This window comes from Providencia heimbachae ATCC 35613 (assembly GCF_001655055.1).
GTDB lineage: Bacteria > Pseudomonadota > Gammaproteobacteria > Enterobacterales > Enterobacteriaceae > Providencia > Providencia heimbachae.
Genome location: NZ_LXEW01000003.1, coordinates 114,400 through 133,982, shown reverse-complemented (window position 1 = coordinate 133,982; position 19,583 = coordinate 114,400). Strand labels below are relative to the sequence as shown.

Annotated in this window: 16 protein-coding genes and 1 tRNA gene; 9 read left to right on the top strand and 8 right to left on the bottom strand. The window is 38.8% G+C overall.

Annotated elements, in window-relative coordinates:
• The first annotated feature begins 505 nt into the window (after positions 1 to 505).
• Complete coding sequence (gene adhE / locus M998_RS00695; RefSeq protein WP_068444192.1) at positions 506 to 3,172, top strand: bifunctional acetaldehyde-CoA/alcohol dehydrogenase; 2,667 nt, start codon at positions 506 to 508, stop codon at positions 3,170 to 3,172.
• Between the two features lie 210 nt (positions 3,173 to 3,382).
• Here the strand turns inward: adhE and M998_RS00690 are convergent, their stop codons facing one another.
• Positions 3,383 to 4,012, bottom strand: coding sequence for a thymidine kinase (locus tag M998_RS00690; protein ID WP_068444196.1), 630 nt, complete (start codon positions 4,010 to 4,012; stop codon positions 3,383 to 3,385).
• A 532-nt stretch (positions 4,013 to 4,544) separates the two neighbouring features.
• Between M998_RS00690 and hns the strand changes: the two genes are divergently transcribed.
• Positions 4,545 to 4,955 carry a histone-like nucleoid-structuring protein H-NS gene (gene hns / locus M998_RS00685; protein WP_068444198.1) on the top strand — a complete coding sequence of 137 codons (411 nt, stop codon included), beginning with the start codon at positions 4,545 to 4,547 and terminating at the stop codon, positions 4,953 to 4,955.
• Positions 4,956 to 5,404: 449 nt separating this feature from the next.
• Here hns and galU read toward each other — a convergent pair whose 3' ends face one another.
• The gene (gene galU, locus M998_RS00680) at positions 5,405 to 6,310 is read right to left on the bottom strand and encodes a UTP--glucose-1-phosphate uridylyltransferase GalU (protein ID WP_068444203.1); all 906 of its coding nucleotides are present in this window, start codon (positions 6,308 to 6,310) and stop codon (positions 5,405 to 5,407) included.
• A gap of 166 nt (positions 6,311 to 6,476) precedes the next feature.
• Entirely contained in the window at positions 6,477 to 7,487 is a 1,011-nt protein-coding gene (rssB, locus tag M998_RS00675; protein WP_068444207.1) for a two-component system response regulator RssB, read from the bottom strand.
• A 128-nt stretch (positions 7,488 to 7,615) separates the two neighbouring features.
• On the opposite strand from rssB, the gene M998_RS00670 reads away from it, so the two are divergent.
• The 3 genes from M998_RS00670 (at position 7,616) to M998_RS00660 (ending at position 9,255) form a co-directional block, all read left to right on the top strand.
• Positions 7,616 to 8,095 carry a YchJ family protein gene (locus M998_RS00670; protein WP_068444210.1) on the top strand — a complete coding sequence of 160 codons (480 nt, stop codon included), beginning with the start codon at positions 7,616 to 7,618 and terminating at the stop codon, positions 8,093 to 8,095.
• 87 nt (positions 8,096 to 8,182) lie between these two features.
• The gene (gene purU, locus M998_RS00665) at positions 8,183 to 9,031 is read left to right on the top strand and encodes a formyltetrahydrofolate deformylase (RefSeq protein ID WP_068444212.1); all 849 of its coding nucleotides are present in this window, start codon (positions 8,183 to 8,185) and stop codon (positions 9,029 to 9,031) included.
• Positions 9,032 to 9,170: 139 nt separating this feature from the next.
• Positions 9,171 to 9,255 (top strand) — tRNA-Tyr (locus tag M998_RS00660).
• A 1-nt stretch (position 9,256) separates the two neighbouring features.
• Here M998_RS00660 and M998_RS00655 read toward each other — a convergent pair.
• Positions 9,257 to 10,132, bottom strand: a complete 876-nt coding sequence (locus tag M998_RS00655) for a LysR family transcriptional regulator (RefSeq protein WP_068444215.1) — start codon at positions 10,130 to 10,132, stop codon at positions 9,257 to 9,259.
• A gap of 567 nt (positions 10,133 to 10,699) precedes the next feature.
• On the opposite strand from M998_RS00655, the gene xthA reads away from it, so the two are divergent.
• Positions 10,700 to 11,512: an exodeoxyribonuclease III gene (gene xthA / locus M998_RS00650; protein ID WP_068907119.1), complete on the top strand. Its 813-nt coding sequence runs from the start codon at positions 10,700 to 10,702 to the stop codon at positions 11,510 to 11,512.
• A gap of 49 nt (positions 11,513 to 11,561) precedes the next feature.
• Here the strand turns inward: xthA and M998_RS00645 are convergent, their stop codons facing one another.
• Genes M998_RS00645 through M998_RS00635 form a run of 3 tightly spaced genes read right to left on the bottom strand, consistent with a single transcriptional unit; the run spans position 11,562 to position 15,115 of the window.
• Positions 11,562 to 13,505 carry a DNA topoisomerase III gene (locus M998_RS00645; RefSeq protein WP_068907118.1) on the bottom strand — a complete coding sequence of 648 codons (1,944 nt, stop codon included), beginning with the start codon at positions 13,503 to 13,505 and terminating at the stop codon, positions 11,562 to 11,564.
• A gap of 3 nt (positions 13,506 to 13,508) precedes the next feature.
• A complete protein-coding gene (gene selD, locus M998_RS00640) occupies positions 13,509 to 14,552 on the bottom strand; it encodes a selenide, water dikinase SelD (RefSeq protein ID WP_068444225.1) in 1,044 nt (347 codons plus the stop codon).
• Positions 14,553 to 14,563: 11 nt separating this feature from the next.
• Entirely contained in the window at positions 14,564 to 15,115 is a 552-nt protein-coding gene (locus M998_RS00635; protein WP_068907117.1) for an NAD(P)H nitroreductase, read from the bottom strand.
• Between the two features lie 308 nt (positions 15,116 to 15,423).
• Here M998_RS00635 and sppA point away from each other — a divergent pair, with 308 nt between their 5' ends.
• The 3 genes from sppA (at position 15,424) to pncA (ending at position 19,133) form a co-directional block, all read left to right on the top strand.
• The gene (sppA, locus tag M998_RS00630) at positions 15,424 to 17,280 is read left to right on the top strand and encodes a signal peptide peptidase SppA (RefSeq protein WP_068907116.1); all 1,857 of its coding nucleotides are present in this window, start codon (positions 15,424 to 15,426) and stop codon (positions 17,278 to 17,280) included.
• A 190-nt stretch (positions 17,281 to 17,470) separates the two neighbouring features.
• Positions 17,471 to 18,490 carry an asparaginase gene (ansA, locus tag M998_RS00625; protein ID WP_068907115.1) on the top strand — a complete coding sequence of 340 codons (1,020 nt, stop codon included), beginning with the start codon at positions 17,471 to 17,473 and terminating at the stop codon, positions 18,488 to 18,490.
• Positions 18,491 to 18,506: 16 nt separating this feature from the next.
• Positions 18,507 to 19,133: a bifunctional nicotinamidase/pyrazinamidase gene (gene pncA / locus M998_RS00620; RefSeq protein WP_175403108.1), complete on the top strand. Its 627-nt coding sequence runs from the start codon at positions 18,507 to 18,509 to the stop codon at positions 19,131 to 19,133.
• 73 nt (positions 19,134 to 19,206) lie between these two features.
• On the opposite strand, the gene M998_RS00615 is transcribed toward pncA, so the two are convergent.
• Positions 19,207 to 19,509, bottom strand: a complete 303-nt coding sequence (locus M998_RS00615) for a YeaC family protein (RefSeq protein ID WP_073890196.1) — start codon at positions 19,507 to 19,509, stop codon at positions 19,207 to 19,209.
• Positions 19,510 to 19,583: the final 74 nt, after the last annotated feature.

The window sequence follows — 19,583 nt, the reverse complement described above, 5'->3', positions numbered from 1 at the left end:
TTATCATTGATACTATAAAATTCCTTGAGCAAAGCATGATTTTCTTTAAATCAATTACTTTATTTATTAATGGCTTCACTTTCTAATCAAAGGGTTTACATAACCAATGGGATAAAATTGTAAAAATAAAGCATTTATATCCGATATACGCCAATATAAAGGGGATATAACTCCCTAATGATAAATTAATTCGTCAATCGTTATCATCTATGTAACTTCATCAAAACACCACCTGCTGAAAGGTGTCAGCTTGTATTTTTTGTGATTTAGATCACTTTATTAAATTACTGATTTGTTAATCTGTTCTTAACTGATAGGCCAGATATAACAAGAAATGCTATTTTTGTTTATTCACAGAGAGATTTTTAAGCCAATAGGCGATATCGAGCAGACTTATTAATAAAACTATCTATACTTTTCTTTTTAGGTGGTCTTATTTCAACAATTATTATAGACACATTGCTCATTGGCTTAAAAATTTTAACATTTATCAGGAGTAATCTATATGTCCGTAACTAACGTTACCGAACTCAATGAACTCGTTGCTCGTGTCAAAAAAGCTCAACGCGAATTCGCCAATTTTTCTCAAGAAAAAGTGGATAGAATTTTCCGCGCTGCTGCCCTTGCTGCCGCAGATGCTCGCATACCTCTAGCCAAACTCGCGGTTGAAGAATCCGGTATGGGTATTGTTGAAGATAAAGTGATCAAAAACCACTTTGCTTCTGAATATATCTACAATGCCTATAAAGATGAGAAAACCTGTGGCGTTCTCTCTGAAGACCCAACATTTGGTACCATCACCATTGCAGAACCTATCGGTATCATCTGCGGTATTGTACCAACAACTAACCCAACCTCTACGGCTATTTTTAAATCGTTAATTAGCTTAAAAACGCGTAATGCCATTATTTTTTCTCCCCATCCTCGTGCTAAAAATGCAACCAACCGTGCCGCTGAAATTGTATTAAATGCCGCCATTGCTGCTGGCGCGCCAAAAGATATTATTGGCTGGATTGACGCCCCTTCTGTTGAGCTCTCTAACGCATTAATGCACCACCCTGATATCAACCTGATCTTAGCGACAGGTGGTCCCGGTATGGTTAAAGCTGCCTATAGTTCAGGAAAACCGGCTATTGGTGTTGGTGCAGGTAATACACCTGTTGTGATCGATGAAACTGCTGACATTAAACGTGCAGTCGCTTCTATTTTGATGTCAAAAACATTCGATAACGGTGTTATCTGTGCATCAGAACAATCCGTTGTTGTCGTTGATGAAATTTATAACCAAGTTCGTGAACGTTTTTCTAACCATGGCGGTTACTTGCTGCAAGGCAAAGAACTTAAAGCCGTTCAGGATATCATTCTGAAAAATGGCAATTTAAATGCAGCAATTGTTGGTCAAACTGCATTCAAAATTGCTGAAATGGCCGGTATTACCGTGCCAACAACAACCAAAATACTTATTGGTGAAGTAAAAGCGATTGATGAATCCGAGCCTTTTGCTCATGAAAAATTATCACCATTGCTGGCTATGTATCGCGGTAAAAACTTCGAAGATGCCGTTGATAAAGCAGAACAACTGGTCGAGATGGGGGGCATTGGACACACATCTTGTCTATATACCGACCAAGATAATCAGCATGAACGCGTTAACTATTTTGGCCAGAAAATGAAAACCGCGCGTATATTGATCAACACACCTGCATCACAAGGTGGTATTGGTGATCTGTATAACTTTAAACTCGCGCCATCTTTAACGCTTGGTTGTGGTTCTTGGGGGGGTAACTCCATCTCTGAAAACGTAGGTCCAAAACACCTAATTAATACCAAAACTGTGGCGAAAAGAGCTGAAAATATGTTATGGCATAAACTTCCTAACTCAATTTACTTCCGCCGTGGTTGTTTACCTATCGCGCTAGAAGAGATTGCGACAGACGGCGCAAAACGCGTTCTGATCGTCACTGATAGCTATTTATTTAACAATGGTTATGTTGATGAAGTCGTTAACGTTCTGAAAAAACATCATATCGAAACAGACGTATTCTTCGAAGTTGAAGCTGACCCAACACTTTCTGTCGTACGTAAAGGTGCTGCGCAAATGAATGCATTTAAGCCTGATGTCATTATTGCTTTAGGCGGCGGCTCACCAATGGATGCGGCGAAAATCATGTGGGTGATGTATGAACATCCTGAAACCCACTTTGAAGAGTTGGCACTACGCTTTATGGATATCCGTAAACGTATTCACCGCTTCCCTAAAATGGGTGTGAAAGCGAAATTAGTCGCTATCACAACAACTTCAGGTACTGGTTCAGAAGTAACTCCATTTGCCGTTGTTACTGATGATAAAACAGGCCAAAAATACCCACTCGCCGATTATGCACTAACCCCTCACATGGCTATTGTTGATGCTAACTTAGTGATGGATATGCCTAAATCACTTACTGCATTCGGTGGATTAGATGCTGTCACTCACGCATTAGAAGCATACGTCTCTGTTTTAGCAAACGAATTTTCTGACGGACAAGCACTTAAGGCCTTAAGCTTACTGAAAGAATATCTACCCGCTAGTTATCATGAAGGGGCAAAAAACCCAGTCGCAAGAGAACGTGTTCATAATGCGGCAACACTTGCAGGTATCGCCTTTGCTAACGCATTCTTAGGTGTCTGTCACTCAATGGCACATAAACTTGGCTCTGAGTTCCATATTCCACATGGTCTCGCTAACGCCCTGTTAATTTGTAACGTTATTCGTTTCAATGCCAATGATAATCCAACTAAACAAACGGCATTTAGCCAATACGACCGACCACAAGCACGTCGTCAATACGCTGAAATTGCCGAACACTTGAAATTAACAAAACCCGACGACCGTACCGGTGTTAAAATTCAAAAACTGTTGGATTGGCTTGACGAAATTAAAGCTGACTTAGGGATCCCTAAATCAATTCGTGAAGCGGGTGTTGCTGAAGCCGACTTTTTAGCTCACGTAGATAAACTGTCTGAAGACGCATTTGATGACCAATGTACTGGTGCTAACCCACGCTACCCACTGATCTCTGAGATTAAGCAGCTATTATTAGATTGTTATTATGGCCGCGAATTTTCGGAAGAGGCAATTGTTGAAGTTACCCCGCCAGCAAAAGCCGAAAAGAAAAGCACTAAAAAATAACTTATTAGTTAGTTAAATTAAAAGGCACTGTATATTCTACAGTGCCTTTTTCTCTCTTAGCGGGTATACCACTTTAGCGAAACCTATTTATAATAACACTGACTCAGAGGCACTCACATTTTAAAATAAATCAGCACGTTCCGTTTAAATACACGTTGAATGAAATAAATTAATCAACAGACGACCAATTTATAAATATCAATAATATATTTAACTAAAATGAATCGGTTTTTTAGGAATAACCCCAGCATTCATTAATTGAGCTTGCTCAATTGCCTCAGAATAGTGTTTACGGCATACAGAGATATACTTTTCATTACCGCCTATATCGACCTGTGCGCCTTCATACATTGCAATGCCATCACTACCTATCCTTAAGACCTTATTCGCTTTACGTCCACAGTAACAAACTGTTTTAAGCTCGACTAATTTATCGGCCCACGCGAGTAAATATTGGCTCCCTTCAAATAATTGCCCTGAAAAGTCAGTGCGCAGCCCATAACATAAAATGGGAATATCGGTATTATCGACAATGTCACATAATTCTTCGACTTGCTTTTTTGTTAGAAATTGACATTCATCAATAAGGATACAATGTACTTTTTGTGCACTATTTTCTTGTTTGATGATTTCAGCCATATTTGTTGTCGGTGAATATAATAAAGCCTCTGCTGATAAACCAATACGTGATGCAACCTTCCCTTTCGCGAAGCGGTTATCAATTTCCGCAGTAAAAATAACTGTCCGCATTCCCCGTTCATTATAGTTATACGATGACTGTAACAATGACGTTGACTTTCCTGCATTCATTGCTGAATAATAAAAATATAACTGAGCCATCCGGCGATTTCCTCAAAAATAATATACCTAATAATTTTATCATAAAACTCAGCATTAGATTAGCAACAACTCGATAGCATTGTTACTTATTGAAAATTTATTTTTAAGCATTTATTGTGCAGTTTTTATGTAAAATGGATGACTTATAAGCAATAAAACCAATTTGATATAAACTATAAACAGTTTTAACTAAGGCACATATCGCTAATTTATTACATCAAAAAAAGAAAATTTAAGTTAGTCCTTCCTCACACTTTTACTAAATTCATAAAGTAAACCGATGAATCACATGTTACTTCGCAAAATATTAAGTAAGATAATTCTTGTCTATATTACCATTTTTTTTCATTAGTTCTGTTATTGATAATAGTGCTATATATATATCAACGAAAAGTTTATATTTCTTTTGTAAAAAAATTGCATTCGTTAAAGATAACTTTTAAACTAGTAAAGTAATTTAGCTATTGCAGAATTTAAAATAGCATTCTATTATTACTGTACACATGCCAACAATTAATTTGAGACCAGGAAAATGAGCGAATCTTTAAAAGCGTTAAATAATATCCGTACTCTTCGTGCACAAGCTCGCGAAGCAACTTTAGAATCACTTGAAGAGATGCTAGAAAAATTAACTGTCGTTGTTGAAGAACGCCGTGATGAAGAAAGCCAAGCTCGCGCTGAATTAGAAGAGCGTACTCGTAAACTTGATAAAGTTCGCGAAATGATTTTAGAGCAAGGCGTAGACTTAAACGACCTTCTGCAAACAATGGACTCAAGTAAAGCAACTAGCACCCGTGCTAAACGCGCTGCTCGTCCAGCTAAATACAAATATGTTGACGAAAATGGCGAAACTAAAACTTGGACAGGCCAAGGCCGTACTCCTGCTGTAATCAAAGTTGCCATTGAAGAGCAAGGCAAATCTTTAGATGATTTCTTAATCTAATAGCCTCAGCATCTATTCTAAACACCCTTTTTATAAGGGTGTTTTTGTTTATAGCCTTATATAATTATTTATATTAGCCCTGCCATAAAAATTCTCTCACTACATATAGCGCTAATGAAACCCTAATTTACTCATCGTATTTAGCATCTCAATGCATTATTTAGCGTTCTTTAAATAAAAAACAGAATTAACAAGGCTAAATCAAAGTAAAGAAATGTAATGTTAATTAAGATAAAAAATACCATTCCATAGATAACTACTTAATATCTTATAAATTTTACCTTTACAAAAAAAACAACCAAATAATGTTAAATAATTTATCTTAACCGATGCATCACAAAGGAAATGTCACACCTATTTAGTGTGTATAAAAAAGGCCAACTATTGATAGTTGACCTTTAATAAACATCGAATAAATAGATACAGTATTACGAAAAAACCGATGTGTTTTATTTATTTGCTAATGTTTTAATCCACTGAGTAAAATCATCCCCTAAAGAATCATGCTGCATGCCATATTCAACAAAGGCTTTCATGTAACCTAATTTATTTCCGCAGTCATGACTTTTACCACATAAGTGGTATGCTTCAACAGGTTCTTTATTTTCCATCATAATAGCAATGGCATCCGTTAATTGTATTTCATCCCCAGCACCGGGTGCCGTTCTAGCCAATGCGTCCCAGATCTTTTCAGATAAAACATAACGACCTACAATAGACAAATTAGAAGGTGCTTCTTCTTTACGTGGTTTTTCAACCATACGTGCAATCGGCTTACTATCCCCTGGTTGTAATGTCACGCCATTACAATCAACAATGCCGTAGTTAGAAACTTCATCTTCAGGTACTGGCTCAACAAGGATTTGGCTTGCACCTGATTGCTCATAGTGATCTAACATTTCACTCAAATTAAATTTAGTGAGATCTGTACTATAACGGTCCAATATAACATCAGGCAGAATAACCGCAAAAGGCTCATCGCCAACTAAAGGCTTAGCACATAAAATCGCATGTCCTAAACCTTTAGCGATACCCTGCCGCGTTTGCATGATCGTAACGTGACTTGGGCAAATTGACTGAACCTCTTCAAGCAACTGACGCTTTACACGTGCTTCTAAAATAGCTTCAAGTTCAAAACTGGTATCAAAGTGGTTTTCAATGGAATTTTTTGACGAGTGAGTCACTAAGACAATTTCGTTAATACCGGCAGCGATACACTCATTGACTACATATTGAATTAGCGGTTTATCAACAATTGGCAGCATTTCTTTTGGAATTGCCTTTGTTGCTGGAAGCATACGTGTACCCAATCCTGCGACTGGGATTACTGCTTTACGCACTTTGCGTTTTATCATTAGTCATAACTCCAGAAATTTTAAAGCACCCTTTACCGATATTTAAAGCGTATATCGCAGTGCATTTTTAGTGCGCGGAAGTATATCAGGAATCAACATCGAATAAATAGCGCCATGCCTATTTCAGAGTCTTAGAAGGGTGTTATGTCATAAATTCAAGCTAAATCTAATTTTCTGGGTTAAACATCAGTTTAATTTTTTGGTTGTTATTACGTATTAAACAATTCCAAAATGTTCCTTTAATATCCAACTGATTAGACTGATACTCTTTTAACGTCCCTAAAGGCATGCTTCTTGAGAGATAATAATGGTTTTCTTCGGTGGTAATTTCAGCCTCTAACCCAGCGCTTGCAAGTATGATAGATTTATTCTTAGTATTAAAATAACCTAACAGCAAAGGAAATTGCCCATTGAAACCAGAGTCTTCCAATAAATGATTTATTTGGCTAATTATTTTATCAATTTTAGGTAATTTCTTATCTGGATAACTAACGGCACTTTTTAATAAATCGTTAAAAACAACCCTTATCAAAAAAGCAGCCATTACCCCCTCTTGCGGAGAGCGCTCCGCATCAATGCAATAAAAACCTATTTGGTTATCGGAAATAGCGGCCAAATCAAGCAATAAACCAAAACGGTTAGCTTCATTTAATTGCCTATAGTTAATCCGATACCCATTTACTTGTTGATTCACTGGCGGTTGTAACTGCCTTAATATCGCCATCATATCAAGCTTTTCATTTTGTAATAATGACGATATATTTTGTATTTCATGCTCAATGGCGCTTTCAGTATCGTGTTTTTCAGGATATAGCGCGGCATGGATCGTCATTTTCACTTCATCTAAATTTTTAATCGGTTTAAGAAGAGCATCTTTTGCACCTAAACGAAACATTCTATCTAATTGGGTAAAATCTGTAGTTGCAGAAATAACAATGACTGGAATATTAATCTCCCTAGCAACAAGCTCCGCCATAAACGCTTCACCATTCATAACCGGCATGTTTAAGTCGCACAGGATAACGTCAGGACTAATATGTTCAATCGTTAACATTTCTATTGCTAACTGCCCATTATCTGCCGTATAAACCTCTGTTCCGATACTTTTAAGGTAATCGCCTAGGATGGTACGAAAAATTTTTTCATCTTCAATTATGAGTATTTTTTTATTTATCATCATTCACCCTGCGACTACAAAACCCTGTTTAATTAACAATACTATTATTAATACGCCAAAATCATTATTTACCCATTTTTCAAGTATAGTGATTTTTACATTTTATACGTATTTTTATTGAGAAAAAAATGAAGCAACAATTAAAAAATATTTGTTCCTGCGGTGAGCAGCAAGAGTTTAGCAATTGCTGTGAACCGTACTTATTAGATAATGCTGTCCCTGAAACCCCCGAACAACTGATGCGTTCTAGATACAGCGCCTATGTTCATAAAAATGTGGACTATCTGGTTAAAACTTGGCATCCCGATTGTCAGGCACAGGAATGGCAAGATGAAATAGCTAAAAGTTTTGAACAGACCCAATGGATAGCCCTCCGTGTTATTAGTTCTTCTTATGCTAAAAATCCAGATGAGGCATATGTCGAATTTTCGGCTTGCTTTATTGATGAAAAAGCTGATCATAAACAACTTATTCATGAACGTTCCCGTTTTATTCGCATTAATGCGCGTTGGTATTATATTGATGGCATAACCCCTAAAATAGGTCGGAATGACTTATGCCCTTGTGGGTCAGGTAAAAAATTCAAAAAATGCTGCAATAATAGTTAACCATCAATTTTATTAACAAACGTAAATGCTCAGTTCGCCTTTAGCCTAAGTTATTAGGCTTTTGCAAGTTAAGGATTAGACAGCTTCATGCAACACAAAAATGTACAGAAAAAAATCCTCAGAACTATTTGTCCTGATGCGAAAGGGTTAATCGCTAAAATTACCAATATTTGTTACAAACACCAGCTCAACATCGTGCAAAATAACGAGTTCGTTGACCATCGCACTGGTCGTTTCTTCATGAGAACTGAACTTGAAGGTATTTTTAACGATGAAACATTGTTAGCTGACCTTGACGATGCGCTACCTGTAGGTTCTAAACGAGAACTGAATTCTTCGGGTCGCCGCCGCATTGTCATTATGGTAACAAAAGAAGCTCACTGCCTTGGCGATTTACTCATGAAAAGCGCCTATGACGGCCTTGATGTCGAGATTGCAGCCGTGATCGGCAACCATGATACGCTGAAGCATTTGGTCGAGCAGTTCAACATTCCTTTCCATCACATTAGCCACGAAGGCTTAACGCGTGAACAACATGATGAAAAAATGGTAGCGCAAATTGACCAATACCAACCCGATTATGTGGTATTGGCAAAATACATGCGTGTACTGACGCCTGCGTTTGTTCAGCATTACCCTAACCAAATTATCAATATTCATCATTCATTCTTGCCTGCCTTTATAGGTGCTCGTCCATACCATCAAGCATATGAACGTGGCGTGAAGATAATCGGCGCAACAGCGCACTTTGTAAATGATAGCTTGGATGAAGGGCCAATCATTACTCAAAATGTGATTAACATCGATCATACGTTTACTGCTGATGACATGATGCGCGCTGGTCGAGATGTGGAAAAAAATGTACTTAGCCATGCGTTATACTGGGTGTTAGCTCAGCGCGTTTTTGTTTATGGTAACCGTACTATTATTTTATAAACTCAGTAAACTGTTGTTTATACAAACAATAAGTATAAAAATACAGCACTTGCACGATTTTATAAAATAAATGCTTTACAGGGGCGCGTCATTTGATATGATGCCGCCCGCTGTGAACGATTACAGCAATTAAAAATCTGGTGGGATACCCAAGCGGCCAAAGGGAGCAGACTGTAAATCTGCCGTCACAGACTTCGAAGGTTCGAATCCTTCTCCCACCACCATCTAAGCACAGTTCTTACCTAAGCTATCAACTACCCCCATAAAGCGATTTAAAACACTTGAATGTGCCTTTGACTTGTATATATAGCAATCAGACTTGTCGAGTAGCCTATTCAAAGAGATATATGTTAATGATTTATCATTTAATTCGTCTTCTGGATAATGATCAATAATACCAATAAAATCGCCATCCTGAATAAAACTGAGGCAACACCCGATATTATCCATTTGCCGAATACTTGATTTACTATCTGTTGTATCTACCTTAGCGAGCAAATCACTCATCAATGAGCTTTTATAAAATGCAGGGTCACACAACCATGTGCTTTTTTGTAATAGTTCTATCATATTATGATTAAATTTATCATAAAGTTCTTTTCGGCAATAAATGCCTAAAGGTGAATTTTCTATTTTCTTTTGCAATGAAAATCGTTCGCTAATCACTAATTCCGAACTTAAAATTAATGTGTTGCCATCATAGTCAATAATTTCATCTACCTCATCATAATTAAATCGCAATATATTCACTTGAACATTGTTTTGATGTGCCGCTTGATACAGATTAATTAAATGATTTTCCTTACCCCAGTCATAATAAATATTCGCTTCATTAACAATGTAACCTGAAAAATGTTTTTTAGTGATTTCCTTCTCCTGCAAGTAGAGATCTCTAAGATCATTATAAAGTTCTTGGCCATCCTTAGTTAATGTCATTCCAAATTTTTCTCGTTTAAAAAGCCGTTTACCTAAGCTAGTTTCAAAGTCTTTTATTGATTTCGCGATGGGAGGTGTCGTCCTGTTCATCACCCTTGCGGCTTTGCTTAACGAGCCATTCTCAACAACTGCCATAAACGCCTCTAATTTTCTTGAAAAGAACATATCTATGACCTCGTTCTATTTAATAAAATATTAACAAACATAATTATTAATAAAATAATATGTAGGTTAGCCAAAAATTTCGATTTTAAATAAAAAGCCAAATCTAATTTTTCATTGAATGAATAACAATATTTCATAAAAGTATTTTTATATTTTTCGACATAGCAAAGCAATATATTATACTGTTTCGGTTGATTATTTTTTATTGCTCCACTATTAAATCACATTAAAATACAAATAACCAATTGACTTCAAATGAAATTCAGATTCATTGATTATAAAATAAATAATCATTTTTTAATTAAGGTTAATATCTTTATAGTTAATAAATTTTAAATTCAACTAATAAATTTAGGATAGTCTTATAATTTATGCCCACATTAAAAATAATCATAATATATTTTATTAGCACTAAACTGATATCGAGTTAATTATTATCCATGAGACCAACCTACAAAATAGTGATAATCTCGTAGATTGAATGATGATAGCGATGGTTACACTCATGTTGTCATCTGTTAGAATCAGATAAAGTGATAACTAAAAAATACTAGGTGGCAAATATCCATGAAATTTATTTCTTTCAACATTAACGGCCTTCGAGCACGGCCTCATCAGCTCGCCGCTATCATTGAAAAGCATCAACCAGAAGTGATTGGTCTACAGGAAATCAAGGTTCATGATGATATGTTCCCTTATGATGAAGTGAGTAAATTAGGCTACCATATTTACCACCATGGGCAAAAAGCACATTATGGTGTCGCATTATTATTGAAAAATGCGCCGATTGCCGTAAGAAAAGGCTTCCCAAGCGATGATGAAGATGCCCAACGACGCATTATCATGGCGGATATTGAAACAGACCAAGGTGTATTAACTGTTGTTAATGGTTATTTTCCTCAAGGAGAAAGCCGAGACCACCCCACTAAATTTCCAGCTAAAGAAAAATTTTATCAAGATTTACAAAGCTATATTACGTCCACACAAACACCAGAGTCCCAGCTTCTCGTCATGGGAGACCTAAATATTAGCCCGACCGATCTTGATATTGGCATTGGTGAAGTAAACCGCAAACGTTGGCTAAAATCAGGCAAGTGTTCATTCCTGCCGGAAGAGCGTGAATGGCTAGGCAAATTACTTGATTGGGGGTTAATTGATACCTATCGAGAAAAAAATCCTGATGTTGCAGATTGCTATTCTTGGTTTGATTATCGCTCAAAAGGCTTTGATGATAACCGCGGTCTACGTATAGATTTACTACTCGCCTCAAAAAAACTTGCTGCGCTTTGTACTGATACAGGTATTGATTACGAAATCCGTGGAATGGAGAAACCGTCTGACCATGCCCCGGTATGGGCTGATTTTGATTTAACTAAATAATCATTATTTCTATCGAGTAAAAGGAGTCTTAGACTCCTTTTTTATTTTGCTATTCACCCGCTTTCTTGCTTTTCTTCTCGCCTTTTGTACTTTTTGCTTTTGGTGATTTTTTATTGCCTTTATTAGTCGGTGCGGGAGGTAATTCTCTAAATGCACGTAAATTTGTGTATTGCCGAGCTTGATGGATCAATTGGATCAGTGTTTGACTCAATGGCGTCATAAAATCATCATATCGCGTCTTTTTTTCACTAATTTGTGTTAGCCGTGATTCCCAATGCGCCGTCATATCCGGTAAAGTCGCCATATCCGGTAGAACATGAATAAGTGCTCTTCCTGCCGGTGATGAGTGAATATTGCGCCCTTTTTTAAACAGAAACTGTCGCTTAAATAATAAGTCGATAATCCCTGCTCTTGTCGCTTCAGTCCCTAAACCATCCGTTTCACGCAATACTTTTTTTAATGCTTTATCTTGTACGAACCGCGCAATTCCTGTCATAGCCGATAATAAAGTCGCATCAGTAAAAGGTCGAGGAGGCTGTGTTTGACGTTCAACCACTTCGCCTTTCTCACACAACAATTCATCACCTTTATTAACGACGGGTAATGGCAAACCATCATTTTCAGCGTCACGTTCTTTACCACCAAGGACAACACGCCAACCGGCTTCAGCAAGAAACCTCGCCTTAGCAATAAATTTTCCCTTATCAATTTCCAATTCTATGGTGCATTTTCGGAAAACGGCATCTGACATAAATTGAATAATATATTGGCGAGCAATTAATTGATAAACCTGCGCTTCATTTTCAGTAAGCTTCACCGATGCGGTTTTTGCCGTGGGTATAATCGCATGGTGAGCATCGACCTTTTTATCATCCCAACAACGATTTTTCTTATCCAACTCAGGTAACTCAAACTCGGTTAAATCCGGCTGATGAACCGCGATAGCATTTAGCACAGAATGGCGACCGGCAAAGTGCTCATCAGGTAAATAACGGCTATCTGAACGGGGATAAGTAATTAATTTATGCGTTTCATACAAACGCTGGCATATATCTAAAATTTGTTGGGCACTTAAACCATATTTTTTGGCAGCTTCAATTTGTAAGGCCGATAATGAAAAAGGCAATGGTGCTATTTCAGACTCTCGTTTGTCTTGATATTGTGTTACGAATGCGGGCTTACCTTCTATCCGAGATACCACATGCTCCGCAAGCGGTCGATGGAACAAACGCCCTTCTTCATCTTGATAATCAATACAGGATTCACTTGGCTGCCATACCGCAATAAAACGTTCATCTTGTGGCGTAACGATATGCGCTTTAACTTCAAAATAATCTTTGGGAACAAAGTTTTCTATTTCTTCATCACGCCTTACCACCAAACCAAGTACGGGCGTTTGGACGCGACCAACAGAGAGAACCCCTTGATAACCGCCACGTTGACCTAACAAGGTGTAGGCTCGAGTCATATTGATGCCGTAAAGCCAATCTGCACGGGCCCTTGCTAAAGCAGATACGCACAACGGAATAAACTCTCTATTCTCTCGTAAGCGCTCTATAGCACGTTCTACCGCTTGTGGGTTGAGATCATTAATCAAGCAGCGCTTGATAGTTTTTCGCTTTTCATCCGGTAGCTTTAAAAAGTCAAAAACTTCATCCACCAGCAACTGTCCTTCTCTATCAGGATCTCCTGCATGGACAATGACAGTTGCTTGTTTTAACAGTACATCGATTGTTTTCAGTTGTTTGCTTACTGAAGGGCGCGGTTTTAATTGCCATTTATCGGGAATAATAGGCAAGTCTTGTAGATTCCAACGGGCGTAGCGAGGCTCATAAGCATCGGGCTCCGCCTGCTCTAATAGGTGGCCAATACACCAAGTTACTGTTTGGCCATCACCACATTGAATAAAACCATCTCCTCGTTTATGAGGTTTTGGTAATACATCCGCTATCGCCCTAGCAAGGCTGGGCTTTTCCGCAATAAACAAACGCATGAATTAATCAATCACTTTAATTAAAGGTCCATTGCCCGTTTGGGGTAATAATTTCCCGACAGACTGTAACAAAACACCTTGCTCATGTGCAATGTCTTTAATTTTAGAGACTTCAGAAGGTTTCACTGCAATAAGTAACCCGCCTGATGTTTGTGGGTCACAAAGTAATTTACGTTGAAGCTCCGTCATGGGTGCAATCAGATGACCATAGCTATCAAAGTTACGTTGTGTGCCACCGGGAACACAACCCGCTTCTATGTATTTTTCAACATCCGCCAATTTAGGAACTTGGCTAAACGAAATTTCCGCACAAACACCAGAACCTTCACAAATCTCACTTAAATGACCTAATAGACCAAACCCAGTGACATCTGTCATGGCAGTAACGCCCTCAAAAGGAGCGATGACAGCGCCTAATTTATTCAACTGGCACATAGTTTCTGCAGCAAGATGTTGATGCTCTGGTGCTAATACCCCTTTTTTCTCTGCTGTAGTTAGCACACCAATACCGAGTGGTTTAGTTAAAAACAACTCACAACCCGCTATCGCAGCACTATTTTTCTTCACGTAATCTGTATTCACTACACCCGTTACCGCTAGGCCAAAAATAGGTTCTAATGAATCGATTGAGTGACCACCCGCGAGTGAAATCCCAGCGTCAGCACAAGCCGCTCGCCCACCTTCGATAACTTCACGAGCAACCTCTGCCGATAATTTAGCAATTGGCCATCCTAAAATAGCGATCGCCATAATGGGTTTACCCCCCATGGCATAGATATCACTGATGGCATTAGTGGCGGCGATACGCCCAAACTCGAAAGGTGAATCCACGATCGGCATGAAAAAATCGGTCGTGCTGATAATGCCAATGCCGTTACCTAAGTCATAAACCGCAGCGTCGTCTTTAGTTTCATTGCCTACCAATAAATGCGGGTCATGAAATTTCGCTTGTTCTGTGTGTAGAATTTGCTCTAAAACTTTTGGTGCAATTTTACACCCACAGCCTGCGCCATGGCTATATTGAGTTAATCTAATTTTTTCAGTCATGTTCAATCTCTTTAAAAATGAGTCACGAACTCAGTCATGTCAGGACGTTGAACTTTAGTTGGTGCTTTAAGTTCTGGCGTACCAATGTAAAGAAAGCCAACAATATGGTCATTTTCTTCACAGCCTAAACCTTCACGAACAATGGGATCTTCCGTCCATGAACCCGACCGCCAAATTCCACCAAAACCTTGAGCAACTGCGGCCATTTGCATTGCTTGCACAGTGCAGCTTGCTGCAACAATTTGTTCCCATTGAGGGATCTTAGGGCTTTGCTGAACTTTAGCAATAACGGTAATGATAAGTGGCGCACGAAAAGGCGCATTACGGGCTTTTTCTTCAACTTCTTTGCCCAATTTTCCATCAATTGCCGCTTTTTCAAGAAGTTTACTGAAACGGGTTATTCCTTCATTTTGCATCACTACAAAATGCCATGGGCGTAATGCGCCATGATCTGGCGCTCTCATGCCTGCGGCTAATATATTTTCGAGTTCTTCGCCTTGAGGGGCTGGCGTAGTCAGCCTTGAAGCTGAACGACGATTCAACAAAAGGGTTAAAGCATCCATATTCGTCTCCGATTAAGAGTAAACTGATATGATATTCATTTAAAACAGCAATTATTGTTATTAAATTTATCAAGTAAGACAGTTAATACAACAAGGTATCGCAGCTTATGCGGTCAACCTAACACATAAAATTATGGGTAAAAGCATTATTAATTCATTGAATTGTATCATTTGTCTGTATTGAAAAATATAATCGTTACATTGTACATCGCTCATAGCAGTTTTGTTATGGATAATCATGTGCTTCATTAGCAGATAACTGTATTGTAAAGTTTAGATCACCGTATAGATTGCGTCTTGGAGAAGTTATGCGCCCAATATGGGAAATTATTGTTACCGTTTTTAAGTTTAGCTGGCGGGTACTGAATTTTATTCGGGAACTAGTTTTTAACACGATTTTTATCCTGTTATTTTTATTAGTCATCGGTTCTGTTGCTCTGTACCAGTCAGACTCAAAGCCAGAAAAAAATTATTTTGGTGCACTCTACGTCGATCTTCAAGGCGTTGTCGTTGACCAGGTTTCGACCCCCGACCCATTTGGCCGAATGAGCCGTGAACTGCTCGGTACATCGAGCAGCCGTATGCAGGAAAATTCACTGTTTGATATCGTTGATGCTATTCGTACTGCCACTACTGATGATCGTGTTACCGGTATGGTATTACGCTTAGATAACTTAGTCGGCGCCGACCAACCTTCCCTTGCCTATATTGGTAAAGCAATTGAAGAGTTCAAAACATCGGGCAAACCGGTTTACGCCATTGGTGACAGCTTTAGCCAACCTCAATACTATTTAGCCAGTTTTGCTGACGATATTTACCTGTCACCACAAGGTTCAATTGGTATATTCGGTTTTTCGACGAATAGTATTTACTACAAATCACTATTAGAAAAATTAAAAATAAGCAGCCATATTTTCCGAGTGGGTACTTATAAATCAGCGGTTGAGCCACTGATGCGTGATGATATGTCACCAGAAGCACGTGATGCTAACCAACAATGGTTAAATGCCCTGTGGGGTAACTATTTATCAACACTCTCAAATAATAGGAAAACAACCGATAAACAAATATTCCCGGGCGCTGATACCATATTAGCTCAGCTACGTGCAGCAAAAGGCAACAGCGCTCAATATGCGCTAAAGCAAAAATTAGTCGATAAAATTTATACCCGAGAAGAGTCGGAAAATATTCTGAGCAAACATTTTGGCTGGAATAAAGAAGACAAACAATTTAACAATATCAGTATCTATGATTACTCAGCACAAACCGCTAATACAGCGGTGAGCAATACGGGAAATATTGCCGTTATTGTCGTGCAAGGCGCAATCATGGATGGCCCACAAACACCCGGGATTGCAGGTGGCGACACCATCGCAGCACAAATCCGTGATGCACGCCTTGATGATAATATCAAAGCCATTGTATTACGTGTAAATAGCCCTGGGGGAAGTGTTAGTGCTTCAGATTTGATTCGCAGTGAATTAGCCTCTGTTCGTGCAGCAGGAAAGCCCATCGTCGTTTCTATGGGCGGTATGGCTGCATCAGGCGGATATTGGATCTCAACGCCAGCAAACTATATTATTGCTAGCCCAAGTACGCTTACTGGCTCTATTGGTATTTTTGGCGTTATCAATACCTTTGAGAACTCATTAGAATCGATTGGTGTTTATACTGATGGTGTATCAACCTCACCATTAGCTGATATTTCACTGACAAAAGGAATTAGTCCTCAGTTCGCTGATATGATGCAAATTACCATTGAAAATGGCTATGAAACCTTCATAGGTTTAGTGGCTCAATCGCGTCATAAAACCCCAGCGGAAATCGATAAAATAGCCCAAGGCCGTGTGTGGATTGGACAAGATGCATTGAAAAATGGCCTTGTCGATCAGTTAGGTGATTTCGATGATGCCGTAATGAAAGCAGCTGAACTCGCTAAAATTGATTCCGTCGAATTAGATTGGATGAAACCAGAGCTTTCATTTATGGATCAACTATTACTTGAGCTAACGACCAATGTTCAAGCCGCAATGCCTGATGTACTTCAAGCTTTTCTCCCTCCGGCTGTTGCAACCGATATCCGCCAGCAAGCACAGTTCTTTTTAAAAATGAACGACCCACAAAATCGTTATGCTTTTTGCTTAAACTGCGCTGATATTAATTAAATATTTTCCCCTCTAATATTTATTAGAGGGGGCTTTATTCAATATTAGAAATAAAATTTCGATTAAAATAACGCGTACAAAAAGCATTAGAGGTCTATCCACCAACCATACATATTGGGATAGGATGTGTATAATCCCAGATAATTACTTAGTAAAACTTACTTACTCTGTACATGACTTAGGTAAAAAGATGCAGAAGAAATCCATTTATGTTGTCTACACTGGCGGCACTATTGGGATGAGCCACTCCGCTCAAGGCTATATCCCCGTTTCAGGTCACTTGCAAGCTCAGTTGGCCAAAATGCCAGAATTCCACCGCCCTGAAATGCCTGAATTTACTATCCGTGAATTAAAACCACTGATCGACTCGTCAGATATCACCCCAGAAGACTGGCAATATATTGCAGATGATATCAGCCAACATTATGATTTATATGATGGCTTTGTGATCCTTCACGGCACAGATACCATGGCATTTACGGCCTCGGCTTTATCTTTCATGTTTGAAAATTTAAAGAAACCTATTATCGTGACAGGGTCACAAATTCCTTTAGAGGCTTTACGCTCTGATGGACAAACTAACCTTTTAAATGCGTTATATTTGGCGGCAAATTACCCCGTCAATGAAGTGGGATTATTTTTTAATAATAAGCTTTATCGTGGTAACCGTACCGTAAAAGCCCATGCCGATGGCTTCGAAGCTTTCACTTCACCCAATTGCTCACCGTTAATGGAAGCCGGTATTCATATTCGCGCATTCAATACCTGCCCTGCACCTATTGGTATTGGCGACTTAAAGACGCATCGTATTACGCCACAGCCCATTGGCGTCGTCACTCTTTATCCGGGCTTATCCATTGATATTGTTAGTAATATTTTACAACAACCTGTTAAAGCATTAATACTTCGCTCATACGGTGTGGGTAACGCGCCACAACAACCTGAACTATTAAGGATCCTTCGAGAAGCGACTAAGCGTGGAATTATCGTTGTAAATCTAACGCAATGTATTTCAGGCCGAGTCAATATGGAAGGTTATGCAACCGGCCACGCGCTCGCAGATGCGGGTGTAATCAGTGGTTATGACATGACATTTGAAGCCGCATTAAGTAAATTACACTACTTACTGAGCCAAGATTATACTCCCACGCTTATCCGCGAATTAATGCAAAATAACTTACGTGGTGAATTAAGCTATTCCGATGAATGATGATACTGAGGGTCAAATGAAATCTGCTTTATTATTAGTCGATTTACAAAATGATTTTTGTCGTGGTGGTGCACTGGCTGTTAAAGACAGTGAACACGTTATCGTAACAGCCAATAATGCGATTGCAGCTTGCCGTAAAAATAATATCGTCATTATCGCAAGCCAAGATTGGCATCCTGCAACCCATTTAAGTTTCGCGGTTAACTCAGGCACTCAAATTGGTGATGTGGGTTATTTAAATGGGATCCCACAAGTTTGGTGGCCAGTACATTGTGTCCAAGGGGAAACCGGTGCTGAGTTCCACCCAGACTTAAATACCCAAGAGATTATCGAGGTATTTACCAAAGGTGAAAACCCACAAGTCGATAGTTATAGTGCTTTTTTTGATAATGATAAAGTGAGTCAAACTCGCTTACATTCATGGCTGCAACATAATGATATCAATCACTTAATCATTATGGGTATTGCAACAGAATATTGTGTAAAATTCACCGTTCTTGATGCATTAAAGTTAGGTTATCAAGTTGATGTGCTTATTGACGGCTGCCGAGGGGTGAATTTATCAGCGATGGATAGCCAGCTAGCCTTGGCAGAGATGTCCCAAAAAGGTGCTACACTGCTCTCTACTGACTCTCTGGTATAACGATAACCTTACTTTTATGGCATTAGCTCCTTTTGTTTAAGGCGACCGTTTAATCGGCCGCCTCACTAACAGGTTAATCTTCGCTCTGTGGTTTTAATGTCGCGAGCCTGCCACCTTGGAAAAGAGATTTCAGTTCTTGTTTGCTTTTCATTGTAATCTCCCCCCCCGTACCGACCGTCATATGCTCAGGATCATGGTTATTGCGTGATTGCCACAATAAAACCATTTGTAAGCTATGTTCTTTTTGCTCTGGCGTTAATGCGACACCATCAGCCCATTTCCCCAACTCTACTGCGGTAACTAAACGCTGATAAATTTCAGGGGTCATCACCGCAAGTAATTCTTCAAGTTGTTTTGCATCCACTTCTACACTCACAGAATACTCCTTCGTTAAATTTTGCCATCATTGTGCTTAATTGATTATTTTTATATTTAAATGGCTGAATCGAT

Excerpts from the sequence above, each read along its gene's own strand:
- adhE (WP_068444192.1), top strand. The coding sequence starts at position 506 with ATGTCCGTAACTAACGTTACCGAACTCAATGAACTCGTTGCTCGTGTC.
- M998_RS00690 (WP_068444196.1), bottom strand. The coding sequence starts at position 4,012 with ATGGCTCAGTTATATTTTTATTATTCAGCAATGAATGCAGGAAAGTCA.
- hns (WP_068444198.1), top strand. The coding sequence starts at position 4,545 with ATGAGCGAATCTTTAAAAGCGTTAAATAATATCCGTACTCTTCGTGCA.
- galU (WP_068444203.1), bottom strand. The coding sequence starts at position 6,310 with ATGATAAAACGCAAAGTGCGTAAAGCAGTAATCCCAGTCGCAGGATTG.
- rssB (WP_068444207.1), bottom strand. The coding sequence starts at position 7,487 with ATGATAAATAAAAAAATACTCATAATTGAAGATGAAAAAATTTTTCGT.
- M998_RS00670 (WP_068444210.1), top strand. The coding sequence starts at position 7,616 with ATGAAGCAACAATTAAAAAATATTTGTTCCTGCGGTGAGCAGCAAGAG.
- purU (WP_068444212.1), top strand. The coding sequence starts at position 8,183 with ATGCAACACAAAAATGTACAGAAAAAAATCCTCAGAACTATTTGTCCT.
- M998_RS00655 (WP_068444215.1), bottom strand. The coding sequence starts at position 10,132 with ATGTTCTTTTCAAGAAAATTAGAGGCGTTTATGGCAGTTGTTGAGAAT.
- xthA (WP_068907119.1), top strand. The coding sequence starts at position 10,700 with ATGAAATTTATTTCTTTCAACATTAACGGCCTTCGAGCACGGCCTCAT.
- M998_RS00645 (WP_068907118.1), bottom strand. The coding sequence starts at position 13,505 with ATGCGTTTGTTTATTGCGGAAAAGCCCAGCCTTGCTAGGGCGATAGCG.
- selD (WP_068444225.1), bottom strand. The coding sequence starts at position 14,552 with ATGACTGAAAAAATTAGATTAACTCAATATAGCCATGGCGCAGGCTGT.
- M998_RS00635 (WP_068907117.1), bottom strand. The coding sequence starts at position 15,115 with ATGGATGCTTTAACCCTTTTGTTGAATCGTCGTTCAGCTTCAAGGCTG.
- sppA (WP_068907116.1), top strand. The coding sequence starts at position 15,424 with ATGCGCCCAATATGGGAAATTATTGTTACCGTTTTTAAGTTTAGCTGG.
- ansA (WP_068907115.1), top strand. The coding sequence starts at position 17,471 with ATGCAGAAGAAATCCATTTATGTTGTCTACACTGGCGGCACTATTGGG.
- pncA (WP_175403108.1), top strand. The coding sequence starts at position 18,507 with ATGAAATCTGCTTTATTATTAGTCGATTTACAAAATGATTTTTGTCGT.